The following is a 15,040-nucleotide window of genomic DNA, read 5'->3' as shown; positions in this document are numbered from 1 at the left end:
TTGTATATACTCAGGTGACAGGGGCGGGTGTTGTTCCGCCCCCGGAGTTATGAGTATGAATGACCGGCAGTTAGCCATCGATATCAATTTGACGGACCTAAGCGCCAATGATTGGCTGGGTCGTCTTGACGATTTCTGCGAAGATCACGGTTTTTTTGAGCAGCTCGGACGCGAGCATTGCGCAGGCTTTCTTGAGGCCGGCAACAAGCTTTTGGTCACCTTTGAGAACGCGCAACTCGTCCGCGAAAACAACCTCGATGCTGAACCCCGCGGCTTTGCCTATACCCGTCACGAAGGCTGGTCGCTGCTGTCGCTGTTTTCGTTCAAGGACGGCTGGTTTCGCGATCACCACGTTTATGATTTCTTTGACCGCCTGGTAGATGCGGGCTTTTTTGACCAGTTCGAAAAGATGATTTTTCATGGCGGCGGCGGCGGAGCGTCATACGCCGCAGCAGCCTATTCCGTCACCGCCCCCGGCGCGACGGTCATCGCGCTGCGTCCCCAAGCGACACTTGATGCGGAATTGGCCGGATGGGACCCGCGCTATAAGCACGCCCGCAAGAAAAGCTTCAATGACCGCTATGGATATGCGCCCGAGATGATCGATGCCGCCGACAAGGTCTTTATCGCCTTCGACCCGTTCCAGCGGCTTGATGCCTGCCACGCCGCACTCTTTCGGCGGCCACAAGTGACAGCCCTGCCCTGCCCGCTGCTGGGCGATGATCTCGATCAGGCGTTTGACCGGATGGGAATCCATGACGTGATCATCAAGCTGGCGATGGACGATATGCTGGATCGTCGCCGTTTCACGCGGCTTTTGCGCGCACGGCGCTATGATCCGACCTATGTGCGTGCGCTTGTACGCCGTCTGATCGTGACGGGTCATCCGCGCTTAGCCTTGATCGTTTGTGAATACATGATCCGGCGCGGCCACAAAGCGTTCTTTATCGACAAGCGTGAGGAACTCACGCCGACCGAGGATATTCACACGTAATAGGTGTCGCGGTAGACATGCCGCAGGATCATGTCGCGGCTCAGACCAATGTCGGCCAATTCATCATCACTGAGGTTTTGCAAGCGAAGCACTTGGGCAGACCGGTTTTGCGCGGCCAAGAGCCGTGACACGCTGTTTGTGATGGCGCCAAAGAAAGCGAGGAACGGCATTGGTGCCGTTTGTGAGGGTGTCTGTCGGGCCATAACGCCTATCCTATCGGGATCATTTTCTCACCCGCTAGATAGACGCCCTATCAGCCTTGAAAACAGCCAAAGCTGCATTGCTGCATTGCAGCAAACGCATGTCAGCGTGTTTAGTCCGCGTCGTGGCGGCCTTCGATCACCTTTTTCAGCACATTGAAGATACGCGTGCCGAAATAACCCAGGATTGCACCGATGATGATTCCAAAGACCGATCCGCTATCAAAAGCCGCAGCAATGATTGCCGCGCCAAGTAGCGCCACCATAAAAGCAATCAGACGTTTTTCCGCCAGTGTGACTTCAAAATAGCCCTCAAGCGTCTTCACGATCGGACCAGCGACAGGGCCCTCAATCTGCGGTGTCAGAAACCCGGCGGCTGCCGCAATCAGAAATCCAAGCATCGTGTCTCTCCAGTGATCCCATGTCTTGGGGCGAAATATCGTGAATTGCCGCAGCCTGTGCAAGGGCATTCACGAAAGCGGTTTGCGTGCGAAAGGGCTATGGCGTCCTGCGGCGCAACGGTGTAATCGGAAAACATGCCAGATAAAAACCCGACCCGCCTCACCATCCGCCGCCCTGATGACTGGCATTTGCACCTGCGTGACGGTGCCATGCTGCGGGCCGTTTTGCCTGAAACCGCACGGCATTTCGCCCGCGCAATCATCATGCCAAATCTGGTGCCGCCTGTTGTGACCGCGGCACATGCTGCCGCCTATCGCGACCGGATTCTGGCTGCGATGCCCGCTGGGGCCAATTTCACCCCGCTGATGACGCTTTACCTCACCGAAGCGACCGACCCCGAAGATGTGCGCGCAGCCCACGCCGCAGGGATTGCGACAGCAGTGAAACTCTATCCCGCAGGGGCGACGACAAACTCGGCCTCTGGCGTGCGCGACTTTGAAAAAGTACGCCCTGTGCTTGAGGTCATGGCCGAGATCGGCATGCCGCTTTGTGTGCACGGCGAGGTGACAGATCACGAGATTGATATCTTCGACCGCGAAGCGACGTTCATTGACAAGGTCCTGAAACCCCTGCGCAAGAAGGTGCCGGACCTCAAGGTCGTGATGGAGCATGTCACGACACAAGATGCCGTGGATTACGTACGTGACAGCATCAAGAACCTTGCCGCAACAATCACCACCCATCACCTGATTATCAACCGTAACCATATTCTGGCGGGCGGGATCAAACCGCATTTCTATTGCCTGCCGGTCGCGAAACGCGAAGCGCACCGCATCGCCTTGGTGCAGGCCGCCGTTTCGGGTGATAAACGGTTCTTCCTTGGTACTGACAGCGCGCCCCATACCGATGCGCTGAAACTGCAGTCTTGCGGCTGTGCAGGCATCTTTACCGCGCCAAACACTATGTCCTGTCTGGCCGAAGTGTTTGATGCAGCCGGTAAAATCAACAAGCTGGAAGATTTCGCCTCGCTCAACGGCCCGCGCTTTTATGGCCTGAAACCGAACGAAGACACGATCACCCTGACCAAGGGCGATCCTGTCAGCTATCCTGCCCATATCGACACCGAGGACGGGCCTGTGACCGTCTTTGACCCCGGATTTGACCTGCACTGGCGTGTCGAAGAATAGAAAGGCCACCCGATGATCCCCACCTCTTTTCCCGCCAAAGAAGAGATCGCCCGCCTCACCGCCGGTATGTTGCTTGAAATCGGTGCGATTGACTTCAACGCGTCCGAACCTTTCACCCATGCCTCGGGCAAAAAAGCCCCGACATACGTGGATTGCCGCAAGCTGATTTCCTTCCCGCGCATCCGGTCCACGCTGATGGATTTCATGGCGGTATCGATCATGCGCGAAGCCGGGTTCGAGGCCTTTGACAACGTCGCAGGCGGTGAGACAGCGGGTATCCCCTTTGGGGCGCTGGTGGCGGAACGGCTGGCCCTGCCGATGACCTATGTGCGCAAGAAACCTAAAGGATACGGGCGCAACGCGCGGATCGAAGGTGTAATGACCGAAGGCCAGCGTGTCATTCTGGTTGAAGACCTGACCACCGATGGTGGCTCGAAACTCTCTTTCGTAGACGCGATCCGCGAGACAGGTGCGACCTGCTCGGCGACTGCCGTGATCTTTTACTACGGTATTTTCGAAGGCGTGGAACAAACACTGGCCGACCACGGCGTGCAATTGATTTCGCTGTGCACATGGTGGGATGTCTTGGCCGAGGCCAAAGCGCGCGGCGCCTATGACGACGCGACACTCACTGCGGTCGAGGCCTATCTGAAAGATCCGGCCGGCTGGACACCCGCGTAATTTTCTTTTCCACAGCTGTGTATAAAATGCAGAGGGATCGGCGCATATCCTGACGGCGGTGATGGCACTGGCGCTACATGTTGATCGAATCGGCATAATCCGTGATGCTCTTGGAAAGTTATCCGAGAGTATCCACAGCTATTTGGCTGGCGTAGCGCAGGCCTGAACTGCTAGGACGCCCACGGGAACAGGTGAGCAGCAATGAATGAAATAACAACTTTTAATGCCTCCGGCGTTCAAGAAGCCGACGCCGACTTGATGCCGCACTCCATTGAAGCCGAACAGCAGCTTCTGGGGGCTATTCTGACCAACAACGATGTGTTTGACCGTGTGGCGTCAATCATTGGGCCCAAACATTTCTACGATCCGGTTCATGCGCGCATCTTTGAAACCGCCGCCACGCGCATTGGCCGCAACATGCTGGCCAGCCCTGTGACGCTCAAGGCGTTCATGGAAGACGACGAAGGTCTGAAGGAACTGGGTGGCCCGCCCTATCTTGCCCGCCTTGCAGGGGCTGCGATTTCTGCCTTCGCCGCGCGCGACTATGCGCAGATGATCTATGATCTGGCGACACGGCGCGAATTGATCAAACTGGGCCGTGACATCACCGACAAGGCCGCCAAGGTCGATGTCGATCACGAACCCCGCGAACAGATTGTCGAAGCCGAACAGGCGCTCTATTCGCTGGCCGAACAGGGTGTGTCGGAAAAGGGCTTTCAGTCGTTCCTTGCTGCCGTCACCGAGGCCGTGAATGTCGCTAATACCGCCTATCAACGCGATGGTGGGCTGGCGGGAATTTCGACCGGTCTTGTGGATATGGACAAGAAACTCGGCGGCCTGCACAAATCCGACCTTCTGATCCTTGCCGGTCGCCCTTCGATGGGTAAAACCTCGCTTGCGACCAACATCGCTTACAATGTCGCCAAAGCCTACCGCAAAGGCCAGTTGCAGGACGGCAGCGAAGGCGCGGTTGATGGCGGCGTCGTCGGGTTCTTCTCGCTCGAGATGAGCGCCGAACAGCTTGCAGGGCGTATCTTGGCGGAAGCCTCCGAGATATCATCGCATAAAATCCGGCAAGGTGACATGACCGAAGGCGAATTCCGCCGCTTCGTGGATGCCGCCAAAGAGCTTGAATCCTGTCCTTTGTTTATCGACGACACCGCCGCGATCCCGATTTCGCAACTGGCGGCACGTGCGCGGCGGCTCAAGCGGACACATGGGCTTGACCTGTTGATCGTGGACTACTTGCAACTCGTACGCGGCACGTCCGACAACCGCGTGCAGGAAATTGGTGAAATCTCGATGGGCCTCAAGGCCATCGCCAAGGAATTGAACATACCTGTCATCGCGCTGTCGCAGCTGTCACGACAAGTTGAGAGCCGTGAAGATAAGCGCCCACAGCTTTCGGACTTGCGCGAATCCGGCTCTATCGAGCAGGATGCAGATGTCGTTATGTTCGTTTACCGTGGTGAATACTATGTCGAGCGTGAGAAACCTGAAGACCACAACATGGAAGCAATCGCGGCCTGGCAGGAAAAAATGTCGAGCCTTCACGGCAAAGCTGAGGTTATTGTGGGTAAACAACGGCACGGCCCGATCGGCACGGTCGAGCTTTCGTTTACCGCAGAGTTCACGCGGTTCGGCAATCTGGTCAAACCTTGGCAACAAGGAGAAGACCAGCAGTTCTAGAAAGGAACGCATCATCAAAAGACTTGTATTTGTATTGGCCATGTTGGCACCGCCCGCTGCGGCGCAAACTTCACAAGATTATCTGGTGCGGTTTACCGGATTTCTGGGTGACCTGCGGCTGTTCCAGCCTGACGTGCGCGCAGGGCTGTCGGGAGAAACCGACGAGACCGCACAAGTGGCTATCGCGATGAATGAAGAGGCAACAGCCGCCTTCGCGCTTTTCACCCGCACCCATGTCAATCAGTCCGTCACCTTCACGGTCTGCGGACAATCGTTTGAGAACATTGCCGTGCAGGCCCCCATCGAAAGCGGCTTTGCCATCACCGAATCTATGCCGCTGGAACGTGCGCAAGAAATGGTAGACGCGCTGAACGGGTTGGGTGACTGCCCAGAATAACAGGTATGCGTTCGCAAAACACTTGCCCCACGCGAATGCCCCTGACAAAAGGTCGTCATGAGTACTGGACGCCTGATTATCGACCTTGACGCCGTTGTCGCCAATTGGCGCGCACTGGATGCAATGACGAATTGCAAAACCGGCGCTGTGGTCAAGGCCAACGGGTATGGGCTGGGCGCAGGCAATGTCGCGAAGGCGCTATTCAAAGAAGGCGTGCGCCAGTTTTTTGTGGCCGTCGTCGAAGAAGCCGTAGCGATCCGCGAGGAATTGGGCCCGAAGCCCGAAATCTGTGTATTCTCCGGCCATATGAAGGGCGACACGGGGCTGATCCGCGATCTGGGCCTGACGCCCATGTTGAATTCCGTCGAACAACTGACACTCCACTTTGAAGCCCTGCCCGCGCATCCTTTCGGCATCCAGCTTGATACCGGCATGAACCGCCTCGGCATGGAAATGCAGGAATGGGCGGCCGTAGCCGAGTTGGCCCTGTCGCAAGACCCCCGTCTGGTGATGTCGCATCTGGCCTGCGCGGACGAGCCTGATCATCCGATGAACCCCTATCAGCTGGACCAGTTCAAAAAGATGACCGACGGGATCACGGCGCCCCGCTCTTTGGCGGCGACGGGGGGTATCCTGCTTGGACCGGAATATCACTTTGATCTGACGCGCCCTGGCATCGGGCTTTATGGCGGCCTGCCGTTTGAGAATGCGACACCCGTGATCGAACTGGATTTGCCCGTCGTACAGGTGCGCGATGTGGCCGAGGGTGAAGTCGTGGGCTATGGCAACGCCTGGCAAGCGGCACGGCCTTCGCGCATTGCGACCATATCGGGTGGCTATGCGGACGGCATCGCAAGGATCCTGTCCGATAAGGCCACGCTTTATCATGGCGACACTGCCTGTCCGCTGGTTGGACGGGTATCGATGGACCTGCTGACGATCGACGTCACCGACCTTCCGGAGACACCCAGCAAGCTGACCCTGATTGGCCCGCAGCAGACAGTGGATGATCTGGCACGCGCCGCAAATACCATCGGGTATGAGGTGCTCACACAGCTTGGTGCGCGCTATAATCGCAAGACTTTTGGCAAATAAACTTGCCTCAAAGAACGAGCTTCATTTCTTAACCCTTTGTCATTTATGGGATTTATTGTGTTGAACGTCTTGCGCATCGCGAACCTTGCCCTTCTTGTTCTCTTTCCGATTGCTTGGTTTGCGCCACTGATGCACGCAGGGCTTTTGCCCGTTTTCGGCCTTAGCGAGATCAGTGTCATCTCGGGCATGCAGGCGCTTTGGGAAAGTGATGTTGCGCTGGCACTGCTGGTGACTACCTTTGCAATGTTCGCGCCCTATCTCAAGACCATCGGCATCGCGCTGGTGCATTTCGATCTGTTAAAAGACAAGACGCTGCCCGTGCTGTCCTGGATCGGGAAACTGGCGATGGCAGATGTGTTCCTGATTGCGCTCTACATCGTGCTGTTCAAGGGCGTTGGCATTGGCCGGATCGAAACTGGATGGGGGCTTTATATGTTCACCGCCTGTATCCTCGCCTCGATCGTGATTTCGGCGCTGACACCGCAGGCCAAGGCCAAAGTCTAACCATCATTGCCAAGGCTGTTCTTTTGGTCCAAAAGGTGAACATGGCCAAAGATCTTACCTTTTCCTGCTCTGAATGTGGCGCATCCTTTCGCAAATGGTCGGGGCAGTGCGATGCCTGTCAGGCATGGAATACAATCAGCGAATCCAAGGCGCTGTCCAGCGGCCCCAAAGGCAAGTCACTGGGCGCAATCCGTGGCAAAACGATCTTGCTGACAGATCTGGACACACAAGAGAAAGAGCCGCCCCGCACCCAAGCGGGTGTTGGTGAGTTGGACCGCGTCCTGGGCGGTGGTCTGGTGAAGGCCTCGGCCCTGCTTGTGGGCGGCGATCCCGGCATCGGGAAATCAACGCTGCTGCTGCAAGCCGCTGCAAGATTTGCCCGTAACGGTTTGAAAGTCATTTATATTTCCGGCGAGGAATCAAACGCGCAAGTGCAGATGCGCGCGCGCCGACTGGGACTTGAGAAAAGTCCTGTCATGCTCGCCTCGGAAACGAACCTGCGCGATATCCTGACGACGCTTGAGGCCGAAAGACCTGACCTCGCGATCATCGATTCCATCCAGACGATGTGGGCCGACAACGTCGACAGCGCGCCGGGCAGTGTCAGCCAGGTGCGTTCATCCGCGCATGAGTTGACCACATTCGCCAAACGCAACGGCATGGCGGTGGTGATGGTGGGGCATGTCACGAAAGACGGCACCATCGCGGGCCCCCGTGTTGTTGAACATATGGTCGATACCGTGCTTTATTTTGAGGGCGAACGCGGGCACCAGTTCCGTATTCTGCGGGCGGTCAAGAACCGTTTCGGTCCCGCTGACGAGATTGGTGTCTTCGAAATGACGGGCAAAGGCCTGGCAGAAGTGAAGAATCCTTCGGCGCTGTTTCTGTCCGAACGTGGCACCCCTGCCCCTGGCTCGGTCGTGTTTGCTGGCATTGAAGGCAGCCGTCCCATGCTCTGCGAGATACAAGCACTTGTGGCACCTTCGCCACACAGCCAACCCCGTCGTTCGGTCGTCGGATGGGATGGCGGACGGCTTGCCATGATCCTTGCCGTGCTGGAATCGCGCTGCGGCGTCCCTTTCACCGGATTGGACGTTTACCTCAATGTAGCAGGGGGTTTGCGCATCTCTGAACCAGGTGCAGACCTCGCTGTTGCTGCCGCTCTCGTCTCTGCGCGTGAAGACGCAGCCCTGCCTTCCGAAGCTGTTGTTTTCGGCGAGATCAGTTTGTCGGGTGCGCTCCGTCCTGTCGTTCAAACTGAAAATAGATTGAAAGAAGCGCAAAAACTTGGTTTTACAACTGCGATAATACCACAACAGGCCAAGCAGCCCCGCGTGGACGGCATAAGCCTGCGCAATGCGTCAGACTTGGCTGGATTTGTAGAAGAGGTATTTGGCGCAAGATAGCGTCAATCGCAGGAGACGGACCATGGAAGGTTTCACACTTGTCGACGCAGGCGTCGCAATCATTATTTTGGTGTCTGGCGTCTTGGCTTACAGTCGGGGTTTCGTCCGCGAAGCGATGGCGATTGTCGGGTGGATCGGCGCAACCATCGTTGCTTTCATTTTTGCCGATCAGGTCGAACCCCTTGTCCGCCAAATCCCGATCCTGGGCGATTTCATCGGCGACAGCTGTGAATTAGCCATCATCGCCGCGTTCGCAGCTGTGTTTGCTGTGGCACTGGTCGTCGTTTCCATCTTTACACCGCTCTTTTCGAGCGTTGTTCAGCGCTCCGCATTGGGAGGTATCGATCAGGGCCTAGGTTTCTTCTTTGGCGTCCTGCGCGGCATCCTGTTGATTGCGGTCGCATTCTTTGTCTACGACACAATCTTCGCCACCCAGCAGTTCGCCGCAATTGATGACAGCCGCTCGGCCGAGGTGTTCGCCCAATTGACGGGCCAGATCGAACAGCAAAACCCCGAGCAGGCCTTGGGCTGGATCACTGAACAGTACCAGCAGCTGGTCGGAAGCTGTGGCGCACCGGATGCACCGGTTGAGCCAACCGTTCCGACCGAGTAAGGCGCACGAACCAAAGACATCTGAGAGGCCACCGCTTTGTCGGTGGCCTTTTCCGTTAGGGGCGTTGGAAAGGCTTACCGATCATCACGGTCGCCATGGCGCATCTGTGCATCCTCGCGACCTGCTTGCCACGCCTGCTGCGCTGCTTGGTTGATATCTTCGTCAAATCGCGTTGGGCGATCAGGGCCGATCTTACGGTAAGCAACGACCACCATGATTAAGAAAATCACGACTGGGACGAAAAAGTATAAGGCTGTGAGCATTGTCATATTTCTAAACTATGCGGCGTGGTGCCGGTTTCAATATGCACATCTTTTTGGTGCGCAAGTCCTTGCCGCACAGCGGATGATCCTGCACGCAAGCCTTAACAGGAACTGTTTCAGCAGCGATGGCAGCCATGTTTTTAGCGTCTAGGCGATGATCGTTCCGTGACACGCGGCCTTGGACCTACTAAGACAGGGACAACCGCCCATACTCGGATTCGGAGCTGACCTCTTGTCCACACAGATGCCCCCCGCCCATCCTTTCGACGATGATAAGCTACGGGAGGAATGCGGCGTCTTTGGTGTCGTTGGTGTCACTGACGCCTCCAACTTTGTAGCCCTCGGCCTGCACGCCCTGCAACACCGGGGCCAGGAAGCGGGAGGCATTGTCACGCATGCTCCCGAAACAGGGTTCAACCAACAGCGCCGCATGGGGCTGGTGCGTGACAACTTTACGTCGTCTTCCATGATGGAAACCTTGCCCGGCACGATCGGGATTGGCCATGTACGCTATTCGACGGCAGGGTCCAAGGGCCAGACCGCGATGCGCGATGTGCAGCCCTTCTTTGGCGAATTTTCCATGGGGGGCGCAGCGATTGCCCACAACGGGAATATCACCAATGCGCTGTCACTACGGCGCGAATTGATCGAACGCGGGTCAATCTTTCAAAGCTCGTCCGACAGCGAATGCATCATCCACCTGATGGCGCGGTCCATGGGGCGCACGATCCCCGACCGCATGGAAGAGGCACTGCGCAAGGTCGAGGGTGCGTTTTCCATCGTGGCGATGACCCGCACCAAGCTGATCGGCTGCCGCGACCCGCTGGGAGTGCGCCCGCTGGTGCTAGGCAAAATCGGTGACGGCTGGGCGCTGGCGTCGGAAACCTGCGCGCTGGATATCATCGGGGCCGAGTTCGTGCGCGAAATCAAACCGGGCGAAATGGTTGTGATCACCGAGAAAGGTGTGTCCAGCCACTATCCCTTCCGCCCTGCCCGGTCCCGTTTCTGCATCTTTGAACACGTGTATTTCAGCCGTCCTGACAGCATTCAGGGCGGGCGGTCGGTGTATGAGACACGCGAGAACATTGGTCGCGAACTGGCCAAAGAAGCACCGGTCGAGGCCGATCTGGTCTGTCCAGTGCCTGACAGCGGCACACCCGCAGCGATCGGTTATTCGCTGCAATCGGGTATTCCTTATGCGATGGGCATCATCCGGAACCAGTATATGGGCCGCACGTTTATCGAACCCACCGAGAGCATCCGCAACATGGGTGTGCGTCTGAAGCTTAACGTCAACCGCGCTCTGATCAAAGGCAAGCGGGTGATCTTGGTGGATGACAGCGTTGTGCGCGGCACCACAAGCCGCAAGATCAAGGAAATGATCCTTGATGCAGGGGCCGCCGAGGTGCACTTCCGGATCGCGTCCCCCCCCACCGCTTGGCCCTGTTTTTATGGTGTGGATACGCCGCAGCGCGAAAAGCTGCTGGCGGCCACCATGTCCGAGGAAGAAATGCGTGCGCATCTGGGTGTTGACAGCCTCAAGTTTATCTCGCTCGACGGGCTTTACCGCGCAGTGGGTGAAGCAGAGGGGCGCGACCCCAAGGCACCGGCCTATTGTGACGCGTGTTTCTCGGGCGAATATCCCGTTGCTCCCTCTGATATGATTGAGCAGGGTTTCGAGGCCAAGACAGCCGCAGAATAACCCCCGCCACGGCAATGCGCGGCGAGACGCGCAACCCGCGCGCAGTTTTGCGGTGCGTCACAACTGCCCCTTTTACTTCCGATCCTGTTCTGCCATGGCGGCGTAAGAAATTCTTAACGCTGAAGCAGTGACCCATGGCAAACGAGACAACGCAATCCCCCCTTTCTGGACAAAAGGCAACGCTGCCAGACACGCTTGAATTGCGCGAATTGTCGGTGATCGGCCTGATGGATGCGCATGACGGGATTGCCGCGTTGCTCCGGTCTTCGCGTGGCGAGATTGCGCGGGTGCAGGTGGGTGATAGTGCATTCGGTGTGCAGATCACAGCAATTGGCGATGCGCAGGTGCTGCTGACAGATCGCTGGGGCCGGACCCATTCCTTGGCATTGCCACACAGCTAAGTCTTGACCTTTTGCACGGTTCGGCACATCACCGCGTCCATGACAAAAACAGCACTTATCACTGGCGCCTCGCGCGGGCTCGGGGCGGCCTTGGCCAAGGCCCTTGCCCCGACCCATCATATTATCGCCGTCGGCAAGACTGTCGGCGCGCTGGAAGAACTTGATGACGCCATTCAGGCGGCAGGCGGCCAAGCGACGCTGGCACCGATGGACATTACCATTGATGAAGCCATGCAGCAGCTTTGTCGCGGCATCTTTGACCGATGGGCAAGCCTTGATCTTTGGCTGCACACTGCCATTCACGCCGCCCCGTTGGCCCCTGCAGGCCATATCGGGCCGAAGGATCTGGCGAAATCCATGACCGTCAATATCGAGGCCACATCGCGTCTGATCGCCTATGTCAGCCCGCTATTGGGGCAAACAGGCAAGGCTGTCTTTTTCGATGACCCGCGTGGTGGCGATCAGTTTTTTGGTGCTTATGGCGCAACAAAATCCGCTCAGATTGCACTTGCACGCAGTTGGGCCGCTGAAAGCGCAAAGACCGGCCCTCAGGTAACCATCCTGACACCGGCGCCGATGCCAACCGCGACCCGCGCGCGCTTCTATCCCGGCGAAGACCGCAACGCATTGGCCACGCCCGCAGACGAGGCCGCACGGCTTTTGCCAGCGATCCTGGAGGGTGCGACTGCCTAAACCGTGACCGCTTGTCTACGGTCTTGCCCCAACACGCCGCGTTAGCGCGTTCCGTGCTTGCCGCCCCCCGTGTCACGGCTTAGGAACGTGGCGACAGTAAAAGGGCGGCGGCATGCGCATTCTCATCACCAATGACGACGGTATCAACGCACCCGGCCTGCGGGTCCTGACCGACATCGCCCATGAGATAGCCGGCCAAGACGGCGAAGTCTGGACCGTGGCCCCCGCCTTTGAGCAATCGGGGGTCGGCCACTGTATCAGCTACACGCACCCCACCATGATTACCGAACTGGAGCCCCGGCGCTTTGCGGCAGAGGGCTCGCCTGCGGACTGTGTGCTTGCAGGGATCCATGATGTTCTGAAGGATCAAGCGCCCGATCTGATCCTCTCAGGCGTCAATCGCGGCAACAATGCTGCTGAAAACACGCTTTATTCCGGCACAATTGGCGCGTGCATCGAAGGGGCGCTGCAAGGTGTGCGGTCAATCGCTTTGTCGCAGTTCTACGGCCCGGAGAATACCAATCTGGCCAATCCATTTGAGGCCGCAGCGGCGCATGGCGCCGCAGTTGTGCGAAAGCTTTTGAACGACACGCTTTGGGACGATGCGGATTATCAGGTTTTCTACAACGTGAACTTCCCCCCCATACCAGCCGAAAAGGTCAAAGGCATGGCAGCCACGACCCAAGGCTTCCGCCTGAACACACGTTTCCGTGCCGAAGCGCAAACCTCGCCCACAGGGCGCAAGTTCCTTTGGGTGCGTGGCGGCCCCCAGCATGAGCCGACAGCTCCCGGCACGGATGCAGCTGCAAACCTTGACGGCTATGTCTCGATCACACCGATGCGGGTGGACCTGACCGACTATACGATGGTCGAGACCCTGAAAGACGTGCTCAAGTGACATTCGATGCCGCCACCAAGATGCAGTTCCTTTACGCCTTGCGCAGCAAGGGCGTGACGGACACGCGGGTGCTCACGGCGATGGAACAGGTCGACCGCGCCGATTACGTGAAGGGCACTTTCGCGGATCGCGCCTATGACGATATGCCGTTGCCGATTGCCTGCGGACAGACCATCAGCCAGCCCTCTGTTGTGGGGTTGATGACGCAAGCCCTTCAAATCACCCCGCGCGACAAGGTGCTCGAAATCGGGACCGGATCAGGGTATCAGGCCGCGATCCTGAGCAAACTCGCGCGACGCGTCTATACGGTGGACCGCTATCGCCGTCTGGTGCAGGCCGCGCGCGCGGTGTTTGAAGCCAATGATATCACCAACATCACCGCTTTCACCGCCGATGGCAGCCACGGATTTGCCGAACAGGCCCCCTTTGACCGCATCCTGCTGACCGCCGCAGCAGAGGACCCGCCGGGCCCTCTTTTGGCGCAGTTGCGGGTGGGGGGGATCATGGTTCTGCCTGTCGGTCAATCCGACGCGGTGCAAAGCCTGATCCGCGTGACGCGCACGGAAACAGGGCTCGAATACGATGAATTGCGCGCTGTCCGCTTTGTGCCCTTGCTAGAAGGGCTCGGACAAGAGTAAACTACCCCAAAATATAGTATGATCCCATAGATAAGGGGCGACTTAGGCAAAGGAGCGGTAGGATGGCGAACAGGAATTACCCTGTAAGACGCATTGCATTGACAGGCATGACATTGGCAGCACTCGCGGCATGTGACGGCTTTGACGCCGACCTGCGTGATATCGGCAACGGATTTGATACATCCGCAGCGGTACAAAGCCTGCCCGGCAGGCCGCGCCCCGATGATCGTGGCGTGATTTCCTATCCCAATTATCAGGTTGTTGTGGCGCGCCGCGATGACACCATTCGCGGCATTGCGATCCGGCTGGGCCTCGATGCCGATGAGCTGGCGGAGTATAACGGGATCGGACCTGACGTGATCCTGCGCCGCGATGAGATCATCGCCCTACCGTCGCGCGTCACCGAACCTTCGCCTGCCACCGGCGCCATCGGCACCGGACCGATCCAACCGCTTGATGTGACAGCGGTGGCCACAACAGCGCTTGACCGCGCTGATGCGGCTGGCACCGTGACGGCCACGCCAATTGCGCCGGCAGCGACGACCCCCGCCGCACCTGTCGTGCGCGGCACCGAGCCAATTCGCCATCAGGTGCAGCGCGGTGAAACCGTGTTCTCGATCTCGCGGCTCTATAACGTCCCTGTCACCAACATCGCTGAATGGAACGGTCTCAATACCGAATTCACAATTCGCGAAGGCCAGTATCTGCTGATCCCGCAAGGCGGCAGCGCGCCTGCACCGGCGGCAGCCTCTGCGGCTGTGACAGCCCCGGGCGTTGGCACCGCGACACCTGTGCCACCGAGTGCAGCGCTCCCCCTGCCAAGCGAGACACCCGCCGCCCCTGTCGCCGCAGCCGCCGCTCCCGCGACGCCTGATCTGGGCACGACAACAGCACAGCCCGCAAGCAGTGCTGCGCGCTTTATCATGCCTATCCAGGGATCGATCATCCGCGACTACGCACCCGGCACGAACGAAGGGATTGATATTGGCGCATCCGCCGGCTCGGACGTGCGCGCAGCGGGATCGGGCACTGTTGCCGCTGTAACCACAGATACCAGTGGCGGCGCGATTGTTGTCCTGAAACACAGTGATGGTCTGCTAACGGTCTATACACAGATGGACAATCTGAGCGTCAGCAAGGACGACAGCGTGTCACGCGGACAGGTGATCGGCAAGGTGCGTGCCGCAAACCCCAGCTTCTTGCACTTTGAGGTGCGCCGTGGCCTGCAAAGCCTCGATCCGAATGATTTTCTGCAATAAGGGCTGATCTACGTAAGG

General features: G+C 58.1%; 18 protein-coding genes. 15 read left to right on the top strand and 3 right to left on the bottom strand.

All coding sequences use genetic code 11. The annotated features are described in order from the left end of the window. The first annotated feature begins 55 nt into the window (after nucleotides 1–55). The gene (locus B0B09_RS01910) at nucleotides 56–994 is read left to right on the top strand and encodes a hypothetical protein (RefSeq protein WP_055292444.1); all 939 of its coding nucleotides are present in this window, start codon (nucleotides 56–58) and stop codon (nucleotides 992–994) included. Here the strand turns inward: B0B09_RS01910 and B0B09_RS01905 are convergent. Next, nucleotides 985–1,197, bottom strand: coding sequence for a YjiS-like domain-containing protein (locus B0B09_RS01905; RefSeq protein WP_076658140.1), 213 nt, complete (start codon nucleotides 1,195–1,197; stop codon nucleotides 985–987). The two genes, B0B09_RS01910 and B0B09_RS01905, sit on opposite strands and share 10 nt — an antisense overlap. 110 nt (nucleotides 1,198–1,307) lie before the next feature. Continuing rightward, nucleotides 1,308–1,595: a hypothetical protein gene (locus B0B09_RS01900; protein ID WP_076658139.1), complete on the bottom strand. Its 288-nt coding sequence runs from the start codon at nucleotides 1,593–1,595 to the stop codon at nucleotides 1,308–1,310. A gap of 135 nt (nucleotides 1,596–1,730) precedes the next feature. On the opposite strand from B0B09_RS01900, the gene pyrC reads away from it, so the two are divergent. From pyrC to B0B09_RS01860, 8 genes are all read left to right on the top strand, one after another. Continuing rightward, nucleotides 1,731–2,783 (top strand): dihydroorotase, encoded by a 1,053-nt coding sequence (gene pyrC, locus B0B09_RS01895; protein WP_076658138.1) that lies wholly within the window; start codon nucleotides 1,731–1,733, stop codon nucleotides 2,781–2,783. Between the two features lie 12 nt (nucleotides 2,784–2,795). Further along, nucleotides 2,796–3,464 (top strand): orotate phosphoribosyltransferase, encoded by a 669-nt coding sequence (locus B0B09_RS01890; protein WP_076658137.1) that lies wholly within the window; start codon nucleotides 2,796–2,798, stop codon nucleotides 3,462–3,464. A gap of 201 nt (nucleotides 3,465–3,665) precedes the next feature. Next, on the top strand, nucleotides 3,666–5,153 hold the full coding sequence (locus tag B0B09_RS01885) for a replicative DNA helicase (protein WP_055292435.1): 1,488 nt from the start codon (nucleotides 3,666–3,668) through the stop codon (nucleotides 5,151–5,153). A gap of 40 nt (nucleotides 5,154–5,193) precedes the next feature. Beyond that, complete coding sequence (locus tag B0B09_RS01880) at nucleotides 5,194–5,550, top strand: hypothetical protein (protein WP_055292433.1); 357 nt, start codon at nucleotides 5,194–5,196, stop codon at nucleotides 5,548–5,550. 57 nt (nucleotides 5,551–5,607) lie between these two features. After that, nucleotides 5,608–6,645 carry an alanine racemase gene (alr, locus tag B0B09_RS01875; RefSeq protein ID WP_076658136.1) on the top strand — a complete coding sequence of 346 codons (1,038 nt, stop codon included), beginning with the start codon at nucleotides 5,608–5,610 and terminating at the stop codon, nucleotides 6,643–6,645. Between the two features lie 45 nt (nucleotides 6,646–6,690). Further along, complete coding sequence (locus tag B0B09_RS01870; RefSeq protein WP_076658135.1) at nucleotides 6,691–7,149, top strand: paraquat-inducible protein A; 459 nt, start codon at nucleotides 6,691–6,693, stop codon at nucleotides 7,147–7,149. 41 nt (nucleotides 7,150–7,190) lie between these two features. Next, nucleotides 7,191–8,555, top strand: coding sequence for a DNA repair protein RadA (gene radA, locus B0B09_RS01865; RefSeq protein ID WP_076658134.1), 1,365 nt, complete (start codon nucleotides 7,191–7,193; stop codon nucleotides 8,553–8,555). Nucleotides 8,556–8,577: 22 nt separating this feature from the next. After that, complete coding sequence (locus B0B09_RS01860) at nucleotides 8,578–9,168, top strand: CvpA family protein (RefSeq protein WP_076658133.1); 591 nt, start codon at nucleotides 8,578–8,580, stop codon at nucleotides 9,166–9,168. A 74-nt stretch (nucleotides 9,169–9,242) separates the two neighbouring features. Here B0B09_RS01860 and B0B09_RS17760 read toward each other — a convergent pair whose 3' ends face one another. Beyond that, nucleotides 9,243–9,437: a hypothetical protein gene (locus B0B09_RS17760; protein WP_131824981.1), complete on the bottom strand. Its 195-nt coding sequence runs from the start codon at nucleotides 9,435–9,437 to the stop codon at nucleotides 9,243–9,245. A gap of 238 nt (nucleotides 9,438–9,675) precedes the next feature. Here B0B09_RS17760 and purF point away from each other — a divergent pair, with 238 nt between their 5' ends. The 6 genes from purF (at nucleotide 9,676) to B0B09_RS01825 (ending at nucleotide 15,022) form a co-directional block, all read left to right on the top strand. Then, on the top strand, nucleotides 9,676–11,133 hold the full coding sequence (gene purF, locus B0B09_RS01850) for an amidophosphoribosyltransferase (RefSeq protein WP_055293333.1): 1,458 nt from the start codon (nucleotides 9,676–9,678) through the stop codon (nucleotides 11,131–11,133). A gap of 134 nt (nucleotides 11,134–11,267) precedes the next feature. Continuing rightward, nucleotides 11,268–11,534, top strand: coding sequence for a hypothetical protein (locus tag B0B09_RS01845; RefSeq protein WP_076658131.1), 267 nt, complete (start codon nucleotides 11,268–11,270; stop codon nucleotides 11,532–11,534). Nucleotides 11,535–11,573: 39 nt separating this feature from the next. Continuing rightward, complete coding sequence (locus B0B09_RS01840; protein WP_076658130.1) at nucleotides 11,574–12,227, top strand: SDR family NAD(P)-dependent oxidoreductase; 654 nt, start codon at nucleotides 11,574–11,576, stop codon at nucleotides 12,225–12,227. Nucleotides 12,228–12,339: 112 nt separating this feature from the next. Next, on the top strand, nucleotides 12,340–13,125 hold the full coding sequence (gene surE / locus B0B09_RS01835; RefSeq protein WP_076658129.1) for a 5'/3'-nucleotidase SurE: 786 nt from the start codon (nucleotides 12,340–12,342) through the stop codon (nucleotides 13,123–13,125). Then, complete coding sequence (locus B0B09_RS01830; RefSeq protein WP_055292419.1) at nucleotides 13,122–13,763, top strand: protein-L-isoaspartate(D-aspartate) O-methyltransferase; 642 nt, start codon at nucleotides 13,122–13,124, stop codon at nucleotides 13,761–13,763. Before surE ends, B0B09_RS01830 begins: the two co-directional genes overlap by 4 nt. Nucleotides 13,764–13,825: 62 nt before the next feature. Next, on the top strand, nucleotides 13,826–15,022 hold the full coding sequence (locus tag B0B09_RS01825; protein ID WP_076658128.1) for a M23 family metallopeptidase: 1,197 nt from the start codon (nucleotides 13,826–13,828) through the stop codon (nucleotides 15,020–15,022). Nucleotides 15,023–15,040 lie beyond the last annotated feature (18 nt).

The organism is Yoonia rosea (assembly GCF_900156505.1).
GTDB classification, from domain to species: domain Bacteria; phylum Pseudomonadota; class Alphaproteobacteria; order Rhodobacterales; family Rhodobacteraceae; genus Yoonia; species Yoonia rosea.
The sequence above is the reverse complement of the archived record's forward strand: the minus strand, read 5'-3'. Positions and strand labels throughout refer to the sequence as shown.

Bases quoted from the DNA above. Each gene is read 5' to 3' on its own strand.
- purF (WP_055293333.1), top strand. From the start codon at position 9,676: ATGCCCCCCGCCCATCCTTTCGACGATGATAAGCTACGGGAGGAATGC.
- B0B09_RS01905 (WP_076658140.1), bottom strand. From the start codon at position 1,197: ATGGCCCGACAGACACCCTCACAAACGGCACCAATGCCGTTCCTCGCT.
- B0B09_RS01880 (WP_055292433.1), top strand. From the start codon at position 5,194: ATGTTGGCACCGCCCGCTGCGGCGCAAACTTCACAAGATTATCTGGTG.
- pyrC (WP_076658138.1), top strand. From the start codon at position 1,731: ATGCCAGATAAAAACCCGACCCGCCTCACCATCCGCCGCCCTGATGAC.
- B0B09_RS01845 (WP_076658131.1), top strand. From the start codon at position 11,268: ATGGCAAACGAGACAACGCAATCCCCCCTTTCTGGACAAAAGGCAACG.
- B0B09_RS01885 (WP_055292435.1), top strand. From the start codon at position 3,666: ATGAATGAAATAACAACTTTTAATGCCTCCGGCGTTCAAGAAGCCGAC.
- surE (WP_076658129.1), top strand. From the start codon at position 12,340: ATGCGCATTCTCATCACCAATGACGACGGTATCAACGCACCCGGCCTG.
- B0B09_RS01900 (WP_076658139.1), bottom strand. From the start codon at position 1,595: ATGCTTGGATTTCTGATTGCGGCAGCCGCCGGGTTTCTGACACCGCAG.
- B0B09_RS01870 (WP_076658135.1), top strand. From the start codon at position 6,691: ATGGGATTTATTGTGTTGAACGTCTTGCGCATCGCGAACCTTGCCCTT.
- B0B09_RS01825 (WP_076658128.1), top strand. From the start codon at position 13,826: ATGGCGAACAGGAATTACCCTGTAAGACGCATTGCATTGACAGGCATG.
- B0B09_RS01910 (WP_055292444.1), top strand. From the start codon at position 56: ATGAATGACCGGCAGTTAGCCATCGATATCAATTTGACGGACCTAAGC.
- B0B09_RS01840 (WP_076658130.1), top strand. From the start codon at position 11,574: ATGACAAAAACAGCACTTATCACTGGCGCCTCGCGCGGGCTCGGGGCG.
- B0B09_RS17760 (WP_131824981.1), bottom strand. From the start codon at position 9,437: ATGACAATGCTCACAGCCTTATACTTTTTCGTCCCAGTCGTGATTTTC.
- B0B09_RS01860 (WP_076658133.1), top strand. From the start codon at position 8,578: ATGGAAGGTTTCACACTTGTCGACGCAGGCGTCGCAATCATTATTTTG.
- radA (WP_076658134.1), top strand. From the start codon at position 7,191: ATGGCCAAAGATCTTACCTTTTCCTGCTCTGAATGTGGCGCATCCTTT.
- alr (WP_076658136.1), top strand. From the start codon at position 5,608: ATGAGTACTGGACGCCTGATTATCGACCTTGACGCCGTTGTCGCCAAT.
- B0B09_RS01890 (WP_076658137.1), top strand. From the start codon at position 2,796: ATGATCCCCACCTCTTTTCCCGCCAAAGAAGAGATCGCCCGCCTCACC.